Source organism: Cytobacillus sp. FSL W8-0315, from assembly GCF_038002905.1.
Classification (GTDB): Bacteria; Bacillota; Bacilli; order Bacillales; family Cytobacillaceae; genus Cytobacillus; species Cytobacillus pseudoceanisediminis.
On sequence record NZ_JBBOOC010000001.1, the window covers coordinates 2,643,604 to 2,661,109 of the forward strand.

Annotated in this window: 17 protein-coding genes and 2 riboswitches; of the genes, 15 read left to right on the forward strand and 2 right to left on the reverse strand. The window is 41.1% G+C overall.

Annotated elements, in window-relative coordinates; all coding sequences use genetic code 11:
• Positions 1-13: 13 nt before the first annotated feature.
• From MKY20_RS13635 to MKY20_RS13660, 6 genes are all read left to right on the forward strand, one after another.
• Positions 14-1,177 carry an endonuclease gene (locus MKY20_RS13635; protein WP_251174947.1) on the forward strand — a complete coding sequence of 388 codons (1,164 nt, stop codon included), beginning with the start codon at positions 14-16 and terminating at the stop codon, positions 1,175-1,177.
• Between the two features lie 111 nt (positions 1,178-1,288).
• A riboswitch (cyclic di-AMP (ydaO/yuaA leader) is annotated at positions 1,289-1,439 on the forward strand.
• Between the two features lie 78 nt (positions 1,440-1,517).
• A complete protein-coding gene (locus MKY20_RS13640; protein WP_026041776.1) occupies positions 1,518-2,174 on the forward strand; it encodes a potassium channel family protein in 657 nt (218 codons plus the stop codon).
• Positions 2,175-2,238: 64 nt separating this feature from the next.
• Positions 2,239-3,588, forward strand: coding sequence for a TrkH family potassium uptake protein (locus MKY20_RS13645; RefSeq protein ID WP_019382667.1), 1,350 nt, complete (start codon positions 2,239-2,241; stop codon positions 3,586-3,588).
• 84 nt (positions 3,589-3,672) lie between these two features.
• Positions 3,673-4,104 (forward strand): MarR family winged helix-turn-helix transcriptional regulator, encoded by a 432-nt coding sequence (locus tag MKY20_RS13650; RefSeq protein WP_071155725.1) that lies wholly within the window; start codon positions 3,673-3,675, stop codon positions 4,102-4,104.
• Positions 4,105-4,632: 528 nt separating this feature from the next.
• Entirely contained in the window at positions 4,633-5,481 is an 849-nt protein-coding gene (locus MKY20_RS13655) for a 2OG-Fe(II) oxygenase (protein ID WP_071155723.1), read from the forward strand.
• A 36-nt stretch (positions 5,482-5,517) separates the two neighbouring features.
• Positions 5,518-5,787, forward strand: coding sequence for a DUF1450 domain-containing protein (locus MKY20_RS13660; RefSeq protein WP_251174946.1), 270 nt, complete (start codon positions 5,518-5,520; stop codon positions 5,785-5,787).
• A gap of 132 nt (positions 5,788-5,919) precedes the next feature.
• On the opposite strand, the gene MKY20_RS13665 is transcribed toward MKY20_RS13660, so the two are convergent.
• Positions 5,920-8,100 (reverse strand): FUSC family protein, encoded by a 2,181-nt coding sequence (locus tag MKY20_RS13665; protein WP_341001530.1) that lies wholly within the window; start codon positions 8,098-8,100, stop codon positions 5,920-5,922.
• 141 nt (positions 8,101-8,241) lie between these two features.
• Here MKY20_RS13665 and MKY20_RS13670 point away from each other — a divergent pair, with 141 nt between their 5' ends.
• The 8 genes from MKY20_RS13670 (at position 8,242) to clpP (ending at position 15,023) form a co-directional block, all read left to right on the forward strand.
• Positions 8,242-8,580, forward strand: a complete 339-nt coding sequence (locus MKY20_RS13670) for a YolD-like family protein (protein WP_019382671.1) — start codon at positions 8,242-8,244, stop codon at positions 8,578-8,580.
• Between the two features lie 106 nt (positions 8,581-8,686).
• Positions 8,687-9,178, forward strand: a complete 492-nt coding sequence (locus MKY20_RS13675; RefSeq protein WP_341001532.1) for a tetratricopeptide repeat protein — start codon at positions 8,687-8,689, stop codon at positions 9,176-9,178.
• Between the two features lie 426 nt (positions 9,179-9,604).
• Positions 9,605-10,363 carry a GNAT family N-acetyltransferase gene (locus tag MKY20_RS13680; RefSeq protein ID WP_251267115.1) on the forward strand — a complete coding sequence of 253 codons (759 nt, stop codon included), beginning with the start codon at positions 9,605-9,607 and terminating at the stop codon, positions 10,361-10,363.
• Positions 10,364-10,562: 199 nt separating this feature from the next.
• Positions 10,563-11,186, forward strand: coding sequence for a YhbD family protein (locus MKY20_RS13685; protein ID WP_217032104.1), 624 nt, complete (start codon positions 10,563-10,565; stop codon positions 11,184-11,186).
• A gap of 19 nt (positions 11,187-11,205) precedes the next feature.
• Entirely contained in the window at positions 11,206-11,919 is a 714-nt protein-coding gene (locus tag MKY20_RS13690; RefSeq protein ID WP_009333674.1) for a polymer-forming cytoskeletal protein, read from the forward strand.
• A gap of 283 nt (positions 11,920-12,202) precedes the next feature.
• Positions 12,203-12,281, forward strand: a riboswitch (ZMP/ZTP riboswitch).
• Positions 12,282-12,348: 67 nt separating this feature from the next.
• A complete protein-coding gene (locus tag MKY20_RS13695; RefSeq protein WP_019382676.1) occupies positions 12,349-13,548 on the forward strand; it encodes a phosphoglycerate dehydrogenase in 1,200 nt (399 codons plus the stop codon).
• A 192-nt stretch (positions 13,549-13,740) separates the two neighbouring features.
• Positions 13,741-14,415 carry a sigma-70 family RNA polymerase sigma factor gene (locus tag MKY20_RS13700; RefSeq protein WP_019382677.1) on the forward strand — a complete coding sequence of 225 codons (675 nt, stop codon included), beginning with the start codon at positions 13,741-13,743 and terminating at the stop codon, positions 14,413-14,415.
• Positions 14,416-14,441: 26 nt separating this feature from the next.
• The gene (gene clpP, locus MKY20_RS13705) at positions 14,442-15,023 is read left to right on the forward strand and encodes an ATP-dependent Clp endopeptidase proteolytic subunit ClpP (RefSeq protein ID WP_071155714.1); all 582 of its coding nucleotides are present in this window, start codon (positions 14,442-14,444) and stop codon (positions 15,021-15,023) included.
• Between the two features lie 45 nt (positions 15,024-15,068).
• Here the strand turns inward: clpP and MKY20_RS13710 are convergent, their stop codons facing one another.
• Positions 15,069-15,728: a GntR family transcriptional regulator gene (locus tag MKY20_RS13710; RefSeq protein WP_009333678.1), complete on the reverse strand. Its 660-nt coding sequence runs from the start codon at positions 15,726-15,728 to the stop codon at positions 15,069-15,071.
• A 294-nt stretch (positions 15,729-16,022) separates the two neighbouring features.
• Here MKY20_RS13710 and brnQ point away from each other — a divergent pair, with 294 nt between their 5' ends.
• Positions 16,023-17,375, forward strand: coding sequence for a branched-chain amino acid transport system II carrier protein (brnQ, locus tag MKY20_RS13715; protein WP_251267114.1), 1,353 nt, complete (start codon positions 16,023-16,025; stop codon positions 17,373-17,375).
• Positions 17,376-17,506: the final 131 nt, after the last annotated feature.

A 17,506-nucleotide genomic window follows, 5' to 3' on the forward strand; every position in this document is an offset into this window, starting at 1 on the left:
TGGAGGCGAATGAATGCTGAATCGTAAGAAAAAAGGCCTGCTGTTAACTTTTATTCTGGTTACTGTCATTCTGATCGTGATGCAGCCCATTCAAAATTCTATAACTAGGGCAGCTGCAGGGGATGGCTCCTGGACATCACCTTATTCCGTATCACAGGGAATCAATACTCAAAACAACTCATCCAAAACTGTTCAAGGCTATGTGGTTGGACAGCCGACTGCGGCAAATACGGTTATTTCAAACCAGTTTCCAAATGACTATGCTTTGGCCCTGGCGGATAGTCCATCAGAGACCAGCACAGCTAAGATGCTTTATGTTCAAATTCCTTCCACGTTTCGCTCTGCTTTCGGCTTAAAATCCAATCCATCTTTGATTGGAGAAAGAATTAAGGTAACCGGAACACTTACCGCCTATTTCTCTCATCCCGGGCTAAAAGATGGGACGGCCTTCGAACAAGCTGGTGATGGAACAGTCATTCCCGGCCCTGAACCAGGAGGATATTATGATGCTGCAAACGGAAAAACAGGGGAGGCTTTAAAAACAGCCCTCCACACTATCATTGATGATCACACGGAAATTTCCTATTCGAATGTATGGGAAGCACTGCGCGAGACAGATGAAGATCCTGCCAATCCCAATAACGTCATTCTTTTGTATACTGGCCGCTCTCAGGGGAAATTCACCAATGGTTCTGGCGTCAATGATTGGAACAGGGAGCATGTTTGGGCTAAATCTCACGGGGACTTTGGAACAGCTATGGGTCCGGGAACAGACTTGCATCATTTGCGGCCAACAGATGCTTCAGTAAATAGCTCGAGAGGGAATCTTGACTTTGACGATGGGGGCACCCAGCATTCAGAGGCACTGGGAAACTACTATGATTCAGATTCCTGGGAACCCAGGGATACAGTAAAAGGCGATGTTGCGAGGATGCTTTTTTATATGGCTGTCCGTTATGAAGGAGACAGCGGAGAAGTGGATCTGGAGCTAAACAATCAGGTCAATAATGGCTCTGCTCCTTATCATGGCAAAATGTCTGTCCTGCTTAAGTGGCATAAGGAAGATCCGGTAGACGATAACGAGCGGAGAAGAAACGAAATCATCTATTCTGATTACCAGCATAACCGCAATCCATTTATAGATCATCCCGAGTGGGCATCAGCAATTTGGGAATAATCTTCAGGAAAGCACTTTCCGTTACTGGGAAGTGCTTTTTATTTTACTTACTTTGAAAAAAAGATTGACAAGAGATTTCCATGGGAGTAATTTATATTTATTAATTTCATAGTAACCTTTTTGCTGAATCATTATGAGCGGGGGAACCAATTTTGATAAACCTGGTTTATCTTGGGGTGAATCTTAGCATATTAAGGCTAAGAAGGGATACTCTCAATCCCTAATCCGACAGCTAACTCCGTAAGCCGAATCGAGGGAAGGGTTGATGGAAACCATTGGCCATTCTTTTTTTAAGAGTGGTTTTTTTGTGTTCATTTTCAAAAAGAAGGGAATTTCTTCAATGAAAAAACAGTATGCAGTATTTGGTTTAGGCCGCTTTGGCGGAAGTCTCGTAAAGGAATTTCATGAATTGGGAGTGGAAGTGCTCGCAATTGATGTAGACCAGGAGAAAGTAAATCAATACGCACAGTTTGTGACATATGCAGTTCAAATCAATGGCATTGATGAAGCTGCCATAAAGCAATCAGGGATAAAAAATATCGATCATGCATTTGTTTCATTTGGTGAAAACATTGAGTCCAGTATATTGACATCCTTGTTATTAAAAGAAATGGGGATTCCAAAGGTGTGGGCAAAGGCACATAATGAGTATCATGCCAGGGTGCTCGAAAAAATTGGCGTTGATCGTGTTATCCACCCGGAGCGGGATATGGCTAAGCGGATTGCCCACCATATTGTTTCGGAAAAAATGATTGATTATATTGAGCTGTCTGAAGATTACAGTATGGTTGAGATTGTGGCTACAGATAAAATTGCCGGAAAATCCCTTTCTGAATTGAATATTAGGGCTAAGTATGGCTGTAATATTGTGGGGATTCAGCGCGGGAAGGAAATAATCGTTACTCCGTCAGCTGAAGAGGTTATTTTAAAGGGCGACGTCCTGATTGTAATGGGACACAATAAAGGGATTGGCAGATTTGAGAGGCATGGAGTATAAGCCTTGCCGATAAAAAAATACCAATACAAGGGGTTAGCCCTATATGTATAAGGAGCATAAAAGAATGAGGAGAATGGGACGTTCCTATAACTGGATAAAAATGAATCCGGCACAAATGCTTTCGGTCGGTTTCTTAATCTTAATTGGTGTAGGCACACTGCTGCTGATGCTGCCTTTTGCTACGAAAGACAGACATCATTTATCGTTTATCGATGCACTTTTTGAGGCGACTTCTGCTGTATGTGTAACGGGTCTCGTGGTAGTGGATACCCAAACCACATTTACTGTTTTTGGCCAGATTGTACTGATGGTCCTCATACAGATTGGCGGCCTTGGATTTATGACATTTGGGGTTCTCATAGCTATCATGCTTGGAAAGAACATTGGTTTGAAAGGAAGGCTGATGATCCAGGAATCTTTAAATCAGCTTTCGATTGAAGGGATGGTCAGGCTGGTTAAATTCGTTGTCGGCTTTACATTAATCGCTGAAATGATCGGTGCATTGATATTGGCTATTCGCTGGTCGTCCGATTTTGGCTTCCCCCGCTCATTGTATTATGGCATTTTCCATTCGGTTTCTGCCTTTAATAATGCCGGATTCGATATAATGGGCCAATTCAGGAGCGTTACTGAATATGCCGGTGATTTTACTGTCATCATGACACTCAGCTTCCTGTTAATAATCGGAGGTATCGGCTATATCGTTGTACTTGATGTAAAAAGAAACAAGAGTTTGAAAAAGCTCTCTTTGCATACAAAATTGGTCCTCCTGATGACGCTGATCCTTAACATTCTCGGAACAGTATTTATCTTTGCGCTTGAATATGATAATCCTGGGACACTTGCCAATTTGCCTTTAAAAGATAAACTATTGGGGGCTTTTTTTCATGGTGTGGTCCCGAGAACGGCTGGATTTAATTCTTTGAATACTGGCGAATTAACTTTAGGTTCGCAGCTGGTAACAATGCTGCTCATGTTCATTGGAGGGGGATCAGGAGGTACCGCCGGCGGCATTAAAGTCACTACCTTTGTCTTGATTTTTCTTGCAGTCAGAGCGCTGATAAAGGAAGAAGATGAAGTGAGCCTGATGGGAAGGCGAATTCCAAAGGATCTTATTGTCAGAGCTTTTACAATAACCGTCTATTCAATAGGATTCATCTTCTTTATCTTATTTATTTTATCCATAACAGAAAATGCTCCATTGAACGTCCTTTTATTCGAGGTGATATCCGCTTTTGGCACGGTAGGCATGTCGATGGGGCTCACACCTGAATTAAGTGCAACAGGAAAAGGGGTAATTGCATTTATGATGTTTGCAGGAAGAGTAGGGCCAATCACAATCGCTTTTGCACTTGCCCGAAGAAAAGGAAAGGCCAAATATAAATTTGCAGAAGAGAAAATCATGATTGGATAAGTGAAGGAAAGTTATCTGGTGTATAGGACAGAATAATTTAGTTTCAATAAAATTTTCCACCATAAATAGGATAGGGGATTTTAAATGAAAACCAGATTTAATGACTATATAAGCATTAAGATTCATCAAATAGACCTGACCTTAACAAGCTATATTAAGACTAAATTAGCCCACTTAAATATTGCCCCGGAGCAGAACCTGATTCTAATGCTTCTCTGGGAAGAAGACGGATTAAGCCAAAATGAAATCGCCAGGCGGCTGGATAAAGATAAATCTAACATTGCCAGAATGCTGAGCAGTCTTGAAAAGAAAGGCTTTATCAAAAAAAGCATGAATAAAGAGGACAGCAGATCTCTGAATGTTTATCTAACCAAAAACGGCAAAAATCTCAGTGAACATGTATATCCCATCACAGAGGAGTTTCACTCAATCGTCACATCGGGTATTACGAAGGAAGAGCTGAGAATTGTTGACGATGTTTTAATGAAAATGAGAAGAAATATGGAGGGTAATTAGCGGTGCAGGATAGAGTGGGATGCTTCTATCCTGTTTTTTTGTGAAGGTCATGAAGCCCAAAATGAGAACAGCGCTGAGAAACAGTCGCCATGAAGGCTCCATGAACCCGAAAAGTCGTGAAGCGAGAAGAAAACAGTCGCCATGAAAGCTTCATGAAGCCGAAAAGTCGTGAAGCGAGAAGAAAACAGTCGCCATGAAAGCTTCATGAAGCCGAAAAGTCGTGGAGCGAGAAGAAAACGATCGCCATGAGGCAGTCATGAAGCCGAAAAAGAGAGCAGCGGTAAGAAAACGGTCGCCATGAGGCAGTGATGAAGCCGAAAATGGGAGCAGCGCCGAGAAAACTGTTGCCATGAATCTATAAGAATTTAAAACGGCACTCTAAAGAGAATCAGTTTATATGCAAATTTGAACTATCTGAGTTACCAGGTAAATCGATTCAGTTCATTCATTAATAATAGTATAATAAAATACATATATTTCTATATCTGGCTAACGGATGTTTTCATTGAGTCATACAGGGGGAAGATGATGACGAAGATTATGCAGATATCAGATGAACTAAAGGATTGGATTGTGGGTGCGCTAAAAAGTGATGTGAGTCCGATTGCGCTTGCGAACGCTTTGATTAAGAAGGGTTTCGATAACCGGTTTGCATATGAGACTTTATTTAAAATTGTTGGAAATGAAGCAATTAAGACGACAGAAGGGCAGCAGATTCGATATACTTATGAAGTCCCCAAAATAGGCAGGAAGGGGAATATCCTTCATACGAGTGATAAGGACGTAAAAGTGCTTTCCAGAAATGAAAAGCCATTTGTGCTCCATTTGGATCAGGTGCTCAGCTCAGAAGAATGTGATGAGCTTATCAGTCTTTCAAGGAGCCGGCTGCAGCCATCCCTGGTGGTGGATAGGGGTTCTGGAGAAGAACGGGCGGGTTCAGGAAGGACAAGCAAGAGCATGGCTTTCCGGCTTAAAGAAAATGAACTGGTCGAAAGAATCGAAACGAGGATTGCTGAATTGACCGGTTATCCTGCAGAAAATGGTGAAGGCCTTCAGATCTTAAACTATGGATTGGGTGAAGAATATAAGCCTCACTTTGATTTCTTTCCCCCCCACATGGCGGATGCCAGCAAAGGCGGACAGAGGGTTGGAACGTTCCTCATCTATTTGAATGATGTGGAGGATGGCGGTGAAACGGTCTTTTCTAAAGCTGGACTTTCATTTGTTCCCAAAAAGGGAGCGGCCATTTACTTCCATTATGGCAATGCTCAGGGTCAGCTGGACCGATTGTCAGTCCATAGCAGTGTGCCTGTAAGAAAGGGAGAAAAATGGGCTGCTACCAAATGGATTAGGGAAAGCAATATATATTGCCATTAGAGTTTTTAAAGAATAATCAGAAGGAAGTTTGATCAGGTGAAACTCATCAACAAACTATTCTCAAAGCAAAAAACGGCTTCGATTGAATTTTGTCAGCGGAATCTGGATGAATTTTTAAAAGAAGAGAGTTTGGCTGCATTTAATCAATTTCTGAGCCAGAAGAATATTAACTATAAAGAATACGAATGCCAGAGCAGATGCAAAGAATGCAGGCAATCACCTTATGCCCTGGTGGACGGGAAGCTGATTGCAGCGGAGAGTTCGGATGAATTATTGATAAAATTGAAAGAAGAAGTAAAGAAATAAAAGGAATCGGAGCAATCCGATTCCTTTTTTCATACTCTTTTTTTTGATGTACATTGAGAATGTGAATGTGCAAATTAATCTAGTATTGATCCTGAAATAGCATCTCCCTATTCATATAAAAGAGAAGGAGGATTATTGCTCCTTCCCTGCACCAAGATCTTCTGCCAATTCCATAATCGCTTTATTGATTCTCCAGACGAAATAAAGGTGATGAATCAAATCACGCTGGGATTGCTGCCTTGCTGGTGCCAATCGTTCAATTTGTTCCCTTTCATTTTCAAGACTATACACAAGCATGCCGTCTCCGCTATCTTTAATCAAATCCATTAATGTCTCAATATTTAATTCAAGCTTTTCTTCAATCCTTATGAAAACATCGACCAGCTCATCGGGATAGTCGAATCCTTTTCGGTAGGAGGAAGCCACAAGGTGTCTTGCATAATAGTTGATGGCTGAAAATAGTGTAATCCATCTGTTAACGTCAGCATGGCGCGGGGATCCGGGTTTTTTTATCAGAGATTGTGCTTCAACGTTTATGGTTTTAAGTTTTTGATCCAATAAGAAGCCTTTGCCTGAAAGCTCCTTAACGTTCACATCTTCCCGGAAGCTTCTCACATACTCAGTGACATACGGTTTCAGTTCTTGTAAGTAGTCATTTAAGGTATCCGCCACTTTTTCCTTCGTTTTCTTTGGGAAAATAAATAAGGAAACTCCGAATGCAATGCCGGCACCGGCAATTGTATCGATTACCCTTGCACTGATAAGGGAAAATGTAATTCCTCCAAGTAAAAGGTCATATATAAAAGCAACCAGCATCGTTATAAACATGCTCATTAACGTATAGGAGACCTCAAACAAATAAAAGGCGAAAAAAACCGCTGCAAAAATCAGCGTTATTTCCAGGACGGAATGGCCGCTGACCACTCTTGCAAGTGTAAATCCAATTACTGCTCCAATAATTGTTCCAACCGACCGCTGAAAACCTTTCGTATAAATGCGCCCGATCGATTCGGTACCGAGCAAAACAATAAAAGCTGTTAAAAGAACCCAATAAGGCTGGTCAGGCGAAAGAATCTGGCCGGCAATGATGGAAATGATTGCAGCAGTCAATGCCTGAAAAGCTTTTTTGGTGGAAGGTTTGATGCCCTTATCTTCTTCAGATGGTTCATCTTCAGTGTCGCCTTCAGCTGCCTCTTCAGATAATTTAATCTCATTGTCTTTCATTTTATGAAGTGCCTGCTGTATGGTTATGCCGCCCTCGATGACATGGTTCGCAATGGACTCGATCCGCCTGATCAGAAACAGCCATCCTGCAGGTTTGTCTTCCCGGCTGAACAAATCAATAATAAGCAGGCGGAGGGCCTGAACAGCAAGCTCTGCTTCACGCAGATTTTGTTCTTCATATTGTTGGGCAAGAACTTCAGCATCGCGAAGAGAACGGGTTACCCAAACCAGGAGTTTTCTCAGCTCATCAATTTCAAGGGCATTTGCTTTTTTTAAGCTTCTAATTGAGTCTGTCAGTGTTTCAATCAGCATACCTGCATCAAATATATATAACCTCAGCTGAGTAGAGGTCAGCCCAGGCCATAATTTTTGAACATCTTCATCATTTATATACTCCGAAACCATGACAGCATAATCCCTGAGCTTCAGCACGTTTCTCCCCAATTCCTCCCGCTGCTGAGGAGTCATTTCCTTGGCTTGCATCCCCTCAATTAAGAGATTGAACGTAAAATTACTTTGGAAATGAAAGGAGCGAATGCTTCTTTTCAGGTTTTTCGCGGTGTCCTGAAAAAGGATGAAATTGAACAGGAAAGCATACGCGATCCCAATCCAAATGCCGAAGTAGAAGGATGGAAGCTGACTGCCTGATAGTTTTAAAATAGACGCGAAATAAAGTGTCATGAATGCAATCATGCATAGAGAAAAATACCGCACTCCAAAGCGGGTCAAATAAAAGCTTAAGAAGATTAACAGAACCATTGCAATATCGATAAAGACCGTGCTTCCCGCCAATAGGGAACCGCTCGATACCCCTGCCATGGCTGAAAGTCCAAGCAGGCCAGTTGTGAGCATTTTACCTTTTTTGGAGTCATCCATGACAATCATGATGCCAAGCATGCCTGCCATTCCGGACACTATCGCCGGAGTGAGAGCGGCATCAGCACCAGCCAATTGCATGATGAACAAAGTCGTAAAGACTGAAGCCATTAAACTTAAAGTGGCCCGTCCTGCTTTTTGAAATCGGATAAGCCCGGGATCGGATGCCAGCAAACGTCCGAGCCACCGGTGTTTTATAGGAAACTGCTTCATTGTTTCACCAATCTTTTCAGAGAGTTAAAGATTATTTTACCACTCGTACTTTTATTATCCAAATGAACCAGCTTGAGATTTTGTGCTTTACAGGTTTAAAAACAGAACAAATGTTCTATAATAAGAATGGAGGGATTTACTATGCCGCTAAAAGACAGAGGGAAAATAAAATGGCAGCCAGCCCACTTCATGCCGGAACACCGGGCGATGCTAAGAAAATTGGAAACTGAACAAATGGCACAGGACAAGCCGCTTATAGATGAATATGAATTGGAGGACTATGAAAACAAAATTCACTATGCAATGGAATATGCCTTCTTTCTAATAGTAAAAGTCTGGCGGGAGGGATTATTCCACGAATATACAGGGAGGGTAAACAGGCTGGACGGCATCGGCAGAAAAATTTATCTGGAATTGGAAGATGGGTTTCTTGAGAAGGTCATGTTTGATGAAATAGCTTCGGTTGAAGTGAAAGAATAGTGCAGCGAGACATAATTCAATTTTTGCAGAAAAGTTAAAGCTTTACCATACCCATTATTTGCAATTTTTAGATATAATAGAAAGAAAGCGGTGATCGGAGGTACATATGAGCACGGACTTAGAAAAAGCGATTGTACTTCGCAATCTCGGGAAATACAAAGATTCCAGCCTTCTGCTTGTGAAATTGGCTGAAGAGTTTCCCCTAAACCCAGTGATTCATTATCATTGTGCCTGGAGTTTTGACGTTCTAGGGGAGGAATCGAAAGCTGTTTCTCATTATGAAAAAGCGATCGAACTTGGGCTGCCTGAATCTGATCTGCCAGGTGCCATTTTGGGTCTTGGGAGCACATACCGGACTCTTGGGGAATATGAAAAATCAAAGATGGTGTTCGAGAAAGGAATCTCCCAGTTTCCGGCTAATCGTGCAATCCAGGTGTTTTATTCCATGACGCTCCATAATTTAGGCCAGCACAGCGAGGCAATGGAGATGCTCCTAAAGTGTGTGGCCGAAACTTCTGATGACCCGGAAGTTTTGCAATATAAAAAAGCAATTACTTTTTATGCAGACAAACTTGATGAAATATTTGATAAAGATTAGAAAAAGGATTTCCCAAAATACATGATATGACGGCGGAGAATAATTCAAACATCTCTGATTTATTAGAGGTAATTTTAATGAATGGTTAATTGCTATAATAGATGATCTTAAAAGGTCAGACGGCGGCCGTATCCTTTATCCATTCGATGAAAGAGACTGCTATCTTCAAAATGGAGTCTCTTATATATCTGCAGGTGCCAAAAGCGGAAAATGACCGTAGTTTCCTCCAATTTGATAAGTGGAAGAGTATGAAAAGAAGGTTTCCAAGGTTATTTCTCAACATGGCCGGAATTTCCTGTGTGCTTATGATAACAGCAGTACCCTTTGAATTAAAGAATAATTAATACGCTGCCATGATCTGCTTATTACAGATAAAGAATATAAATTTTTGCAAAACTAAAGTGTTTGCTATATTAGGAGAAGCCGATGGAAAAAATCACTTTTAATAATATCCATAAACCGGGACACACAGTACTGGAAAATGAACTTTTTATTCACAACCATAACCCTGACATGCTCCTTCAGTATGACAGCAACTTTATTGCTTTTAAAAGAATGCCTTCTGTTCAAGAGTTTGAGGAGGCACATCAATATTTAAGAACTTTTCATCAAAAATATGGCCAAAAGCATGTAAGATTTTATTTTCCTGATGACGAGGAGCTTACCGGAGAACTTCTGGCCAGCTTTGAGAAGGATGTTGATTTTACGGTTGGTTATTTAGAATTATTTGCGATTCATCCAGCTGATTTTCCTGATGTTCAGGAAAAGGATGAAATTACTGTCGAAAATGTTACGGATGAAACATGGAATGATTATCTGGAATTTCAGCATGAGCAGGATTCGGTTTACGGGATTAATTATGCCGAGAAAAAGAAAGGTCAGCATTTAAGGAATTTTAACGATGAAAGGATTAAGCAGTTCATTGCATATTATAAAGGGAAAGCTGCCGGATCAGTAGATGTAATTATCAAGGAATACACAGCTGAAATTGATGGATTGATGGTCCATGAGGATTTTCAGAAAAAGGGCATCGGCAGGCGCCTGCAGAAATGCGTGATGGATCAGTTTCAGGATAAAACCATCATACTTATTGCAGATGGAGAAGATACTCCAAAGGAAATGTACCGCAGGCAAAATTATCAGTATCTTGGAAAGCAGTATAACCTATTAAAAATATACGAATGAAGAGAAGCCTGGTTCTATAGAGAGCCAGGTCTTTTTGTTTAAATAGAACACTGTTTTATAAAGGGGAGTTCATCCTGGATTGATTTCATGGTGTAAAATCGGGATTTTGTCGAAAAACCTCGGAAAAAAATGAATAATACAATATTCTTAACGTAACAGTGTTATGTTACAATCATACCATCGGAAAGGAGACCTGGAATTGAGCGATGAATTAATTTCAAAAAAAGAAGTCCTTGATTTAACTGGAATTTCTTATGGGCAGCTTTATCGGTGGAAAAGGAAAAGCCTGATACCGGAGGATTGGTTTGTCAGAAAATCAACTTTTACAGGGCAGGAGACATTTTTCCCAAAAGAGAAAATTCTGGAGCGAGTCGATAAAATACAAAAGATGAAGGATAGCCTTTCACTGGATGAGCTGGCAGATTTGTTTTCCTTGAATGCTTCGAATCTGAAGCTGACAAAGGAAAGCCTGATTGCTAAAGGGATAGCTTCTGAACCGGTTATGAATATCTTTCTCGAGACACAGGGAGAGCTTAACGAATTCAATTACCATGAGATTTTGAAGCTTTATATCCTTTCCATCCTGCTTGAATCCGGAGATATCCATATCGAGGAAGGGAAAATGCTTCTTCAGTTATTGAGTGATCATCAAAGTATCCTGCAGCAGCCAAAAGCTGTTATCTGCTTTATTCGCAAACTTGGAATGTCCAGCTGCCTGATTTCGGTTAACGGGGAACAAGTCCTGCTTGAAAAAGGAACAAAAGTGGCCGCCACTTTATCGTTAGAACATTGTGCAGAGGAATTAAAATCCAAATTGGTATAGGGGGAATTTTGCTGTGAATATGAAAACACTAGGGAACTTAATAATTAATGGAGTGGGATCGTCTAATGGAGGTACATATCAGAAGGTTGAATTAAATGGAAAGGGAACGGTAAACAGTGATATTGAATGCGAGAGATTTCATTGTAACGGGACGGGCACTGTCCTTGGAAACATAAAAACTGAAAAGGGAAAGATCAGTGGTGCAGCAAAGATCCATGGAGCTGTTAAAGCTGAATCCCTTGTTATCAATGGCTCTGCCGTCATTTCTGAAGCTGTCAGCTGTCAAAACCTTGAAGTCGCCGGAAGATCCACTATCGGAGGCTCTGTAAAATGCGAAGTAATCGCTGTGAATGGGAAAGTAACTATTGAAGGGGACTGTGAAGCGGAGGTCTTCCGTGCTGAAGGGACATTTTCAGTAGATGGTTTACTGAACGCTGAAACTATTGATATTAAGCTTTTTGGAGACAGTAAAGCGAAAGAAATCGGCGGCAGAAAAATTAAAGTGACACAGCATAGAGAAACCCTATTAAAATTAATCAAATCCATTTTTCCCTTGAAACTGGAGGCGGATTTAATTGAAGGGGATGACATCGAACTCGAAGGCACAGCAGCTCTTGTCGTAAGAGGGAAAAATGTAAAAATCGGCAAAAATTGCGAGATCGGACTTGTGGAATACTCTGGTGTTTATGAATGTGCAGCAGAAGCGGAAGTTAAAGAACTTCGCAAAATCTGATAAAAGGAGAGAGGTGCAGGGAAGCAGTTTTTTACATTTTCTTTCGGATAGTCAAATTTTATTTACAGATAAAATGTTATAAGCTGTTTTTATGACTGGATAACAGAAATTATTTGCGTACATTGCAGAAATGAAAATGTTATCCTAATAACTAACTTCGAAAAGCATAGTGTACAAAATAAGAAAAATATACTGTAGAAAAAATAAAAAATAATTTTAGTAATGTAAGCGCTTTAAAGGGTTGAAGTTTTCAGAAGACTTTGATAAGATTTAAAAAACTGAAAAGGCTATGTGTAACTGGCGAAACGCGGATCACCGCGAGGGAGCACATAGTGTCGAAGCCGTTCGCCTGGGCAGAGGTAAGGGATTCTACCCTTGCCTCTTTCTGTTTTAAAATCTGACAAAGTTAGTTGAAAAGGGGAGAATCCAGTGAGTACCATGACTTTAGACAGAGTGAAGACGATTAAAACGCTGAATGCGATTGCGCCAAGCGGTCTTGAGGTGTTTAACAAGGATCAATTTACAATCGATAATGAAAGCGGCAATCCGGATGCGATAGTCCTTCGGAGCTTTAATATGCATTCAATGGAATTGGGTGATCGATTAAAAGCAATTGCCCGTGCAGGCGCGGGTGTGAATAATATTCCGGTTGAGAAATGCACTGAACAGGGCATTGTTGTTTTTAATACACCTGGTGCCAATGCGAATGCAGTAAAAGAAATGGTGCTTACTTCCTTAATGGCTTCATCCCGCAATCTCTTTGCCGGCATCTCCTGGACCAAAACGCTGAAAGATGAAGGAGACCAGATTCCTAAGCTTGTAGAAGCAGGGAAAAAGCAATTTGTCGGAAAAGAAATTAAGGGGAAAACTCTCGGTGTGATCGGATTGGGGGCAATCGGGGCCCTTGTGGCCAATGATGCACTTGAACTTGATATGGATGTCGTAGGCTTTGACCCATTCATTTCGGTTGACACTGCCTGGAACTTATCCCGCAATGTTCAGCGCGCCATGACCATTGAGCAGGTGTTTGCAGAATCTGACTATATCACTGTACATGTTCCATTAACCGATGATACAAGGGAAATGTTCAATGAAGATACATTCAGCATGATGAAGAATGGTGTTCATATTCTGAATTTCTCACGCGGGGAGCTTGTGAATGAATCAGATATGGCAGCCGCCCTTGAAAGCGGAAAAGTGGGCAAGTATATTACAGATTTCCCAAATGAAAATATCCTGAAAATGAAAAACGCAGTGGCAATTCCGCACCTTGGCGCTTCAACAAAAGAATCTGAGGAAAACTGCGCTGTCATGGCAGCACGACAGGTGAAGCACTTCCTTGAAACAGGCAATGTCAAAAACTCAGTTAACTTCCCAAATGCTGCTCTTCCTTACACAGGCAAGCGGCGTGTCACTGCTTTTCATAAAAACATTCCTAATATGGTCGGCCAAATCACACTTGCTATTTCAAGCTACCAGCTGAATATTGCGGACATGGTGAACCGCAGCCGCGGTGAATATGCGTATACCATGATCGATATCGATAATAAAGTTAATGGTGATGTCATCCCTGGACTGCTTGAACAGATTAATCAAATTGAAGGCATTATCAAGTCACGAATTATATAAAAATACAGCCTCAATTCCGCAGGGATTGGGGCTTTTTTTAACTGCACGAAGGAATGAATCAAAAAAGGTATATGACAAGTATAAAATCAGCTATCCTTAGAATAAACTGATAAAAAATATTAATCACCCGTATCTTTTTGTTCTCTTATTCCGTTATAGAAGCAGAGATGTATTAAAGGAGTGAACAGGTTTATGAAGCAAGGGAAAGTTCAGGCTGAATCAAGGGATTCCATAAAGCAGAAGGAAAGCTGTATTGCAGATATCTATCCTTCACTGCAGCGTTATAGCCGGTTTCTTGCACAGAACCGCTGGGACGGGGACGATCTGGCCCATGAGGCAATCATCCGCGCTTATAGAAGCTATTCGCCTGAGAAAATTAATCAGGCTCTTTTAAAGAAGATTGTCTATAATTGCTGGATTGACACTCTTAGAAACAGAAAGCGGGAAAAGCTTCAAGAGGCGCCGGAACGGGAAATGAAGGAGTTCAGCCCTGATGGCACAGAAGCAATCACCCATCTCCTCAATAGGCTGACATTAAAGCAGGCTGTTGTTTTCACGCTGAAGGAAGGGTTTCAATATCAAACAAAAGAGATTGCTGATATACTTCGGACCACTGAGTTTGCAGTGAAGTCCTCGCTGAACCGTGCACGGAAGCAGCTTCAGCACCCAGTGGAAGATGAGGCTGAGGATTCTTTTGCAAATGAGGAAGAAGAAAAGTTATTTCAGCTGCTGCAGCAATCAGTGGCAGCGGAAGACCCGTCCATCCTGATAAAAACCATACCTTTTCTGCGATCCCTTGAAAGTCATGCCCAGAAGCCTGTACTGCGCGTTCCATCTTCTTCTAATACTCTCTGTATGGCGGCATAGATCCGCAATGAACAGGAGGGATACAGGTGACAGCAATACCATATGTCATTGAGCAGTCCAGCAAGGGAGAACGTTCTTATGATATTTATTCACGGCTGTTGAAAGACAGGATTATCATGATAGGAGAAGAGATTAATGATGTGGTTGCCAATAGTGTGATTGCCCAGCTGCTATTTCTTGCAGCTGAATCTCCTGAAAAGGATATCTCCCTTTATATTAATAGTCCAGGCGGTTCGACAACCGCAGGGTTTGCCATCTTTGACACGATTCAATATATAAAGCCTGATGTGAGAACGATTTGTACAGGAATGGCCGCATCATTTGGTGCGATGCTTCTTCTGGCAGGAAAAAAAGGAAAACGCTACAGCCTTCCGAACAGTGAAATCATGATTCATCAGCCTCTTGGCGGAGCAAGAGGCCAGGCGACCGAAATCGAGATATCTGCAAAACGGATCATAAAGCTTAGGGAGCATATTAATGGAATTATTGCTGAACGAACTGGCCAGCCTATAGAAAAAGTAGCACGGGACACGGACCGCGATTATTTCATGACTGCCGAAGAAGCAAAGGAATACGGGATTATCGATGAAATTATCTATAAAAGCTAGAAAAAAAGAAAAAGCAGCCGATGAAGGCTGCTTTTTTCAGTTTGATCATTTTTCCTCGGAGTAGTACTCATCAATTGCCCGAAGCCAGTTGACGCGTGCAATGTGTCCGGCTTTTTCTCTGTCTTTTTGTTCAAAAGCTTTTAATATATCTTCATGTTCTTCTATTGAACGTTCTTTCAAAATAATTGTTTTATTGTAGTAAAGCCGCATGACATGAGCCTGAAGCATGGAAGCTGTATTCGAGATATAAGGATTCTGAGCAAGATCTATAATAATATTATGAAACTTCTCGTCCTGCTTCAAAGCTGTGAAGGTATCTCCTGCAATTAGAGCTTTAGCGAATTTATGATTAATATCCCTGAGTATATTAATCGTTTCCTGGCTGATAACAGGAGCAGCCAATTCTGCAGCAAGTGCCTGCAATACGCCTAAAGGGGGCAGGATTTTACTAATATCCTCAGGATTAACTGAAGTGACCTGCGTTCCAACTCCGGGAAACATTTCGACGAACCCCTGAACATTCAGCAGCTGAAGAGCTTCCCTGATGGGAGTTCGGCTGACGCCTAATGCTTTTGCTAGATCGGCATCATTCAATTTTTCTTTCGGCTGGAGTGTGCCGTCAATGATCCACTCCTGGATTTGGGAGAAGGCGCGATCCTTGGCTGACACACGGGTAGGTGATGAATAATTGGAGGGTATCGGCATAGCTGTAACCACCTTTTCATTTCATGCAATATATCTGTGAAATTATAGTTATTTCCAATAGATTATAAATTTAGTATATAGAAGTATCTTGAAAAATTCAATATATCGCATGATTCGACAAAAAGTTTTGTGCGATATATTGCATAAGTATTTTGGATATGTTATCTTGAGTTATGCAATATATTACTAGCGTACAAAAATAATAATGTTACAGCGCAATAATTTTTCGGAAAATTTAAATTTAACAAAATAAGTAAATCTTTTAAGACAGACAGATTAATAGGAGGAATTGAAATGACAAGCAAAATACCATTCTCATATATTGTAACAGTTGGTTTTATGCTCTTTGCCTTGTTTTTTGGGGCAGGAAACTTAATTTTCCCTGCGATGCTTGGCCAATCGGCAGGAACGAATGTATGGTCAGCGAACGCTGGCTTCATCATCACAGGTGTAGGTTTGCCTCTTCTTGGTATACTGGCATTGGGCTTCTCGGGAAAAAGTGATCTGCAATCACTGGCGAGCCGCGTCAATCCATTGTTCGGACTAGCCTTCACAGTGGCCCTGTACTTATCAATTGGTCCGCTTTTTGCCATTCCGAGAACAGCTACAGTGTCTTACGAAATTGGAATTAAGCCATATCTATCCGAAGGAAGCGGTTCAATCGGCTTAATCGTATGTTCAGTTATTTTCTTTGGAATTACCGCATTTTTCTCTTTAAATTCTTCAAAGATTGTTGATATCGTGGGGAAATATTTAACACCAATTCTTCTAATTGTAATCGCGGTTTTAATCGGTGCTGCATTTTTCAATCCAATGGGTGCATTCCAGGCTCCGACTGAAGCTTATATGAATGGTGCCTTCTTTAAAGGGTTCCAGGAAGGCTATCTGACAATGGATGCACTGGCAGCATTTGTATTCGGTATTATCGTTGTAAATGCTGTGAAGGAAAAAGGCGCAGTAACTAAAAAGGATATCATGTTATCCATTGCGAAAGCAGGTGTGATTGCTTCTGGTCTATTAGCAGTCATTTATACATCGCTTTCCTTTATTGGGGCTTCAAGTGTCAGCGGTCTAGGAACATTGGATAATGGCGGTGCGGTTCTATCTGGTGCATCTTCCCATTACTTTGGCTCATTTGGTGCGCTGCTATTAAGTGTCATTGTTTTTGGAGCATGTTTGACAACCAGCATCGGTTTAATTACAGCTTGTTCTTCATACTTCAATAAACTGATGCCAAGAGTTTCTTACAAAATGTTCGTGATTGTTTTATCTTTATTCAGCGCAGTTTTTGCCAACTTTGGCTTAAGCCAGCTTATCGCCATTTCCGTGCCTGTCTTGGTGGGAATCTATCCATTGGCTATTGCATTGATGGCTCTTACTTTCCTGCACCCAATCTTTAAAGGCAAGAAAGAAGTTTATCAGGGAAGCATGCTTTTCACATTTGTGGTAAGTTTGTTTGATGGTTTGAATGCAGCAGGCATTTCGTTTGCGCCAATCAATGACCTATTCGGTGCGATCCTTCCTTTATATGATGTTGGGTTAGGATGGATTGTCCCTGCTATCGCGGGCGGTCTGATCGGTCTCGTTGCTTCTGCCATAAAGAATGACAGCCAATCACCTTCGGCTGAAGCAAAAAAAGCAGCATAATGATCACAGCCTCCAGTTTTATACTGGAGGTTTTTTTATGGATGAATATAGTGGAATTGCGAATATTAAATAGTTAATATGAACTAAATGTTCGTATTTTAGTTGAAAACCCACGTGCTATTTGTTATATT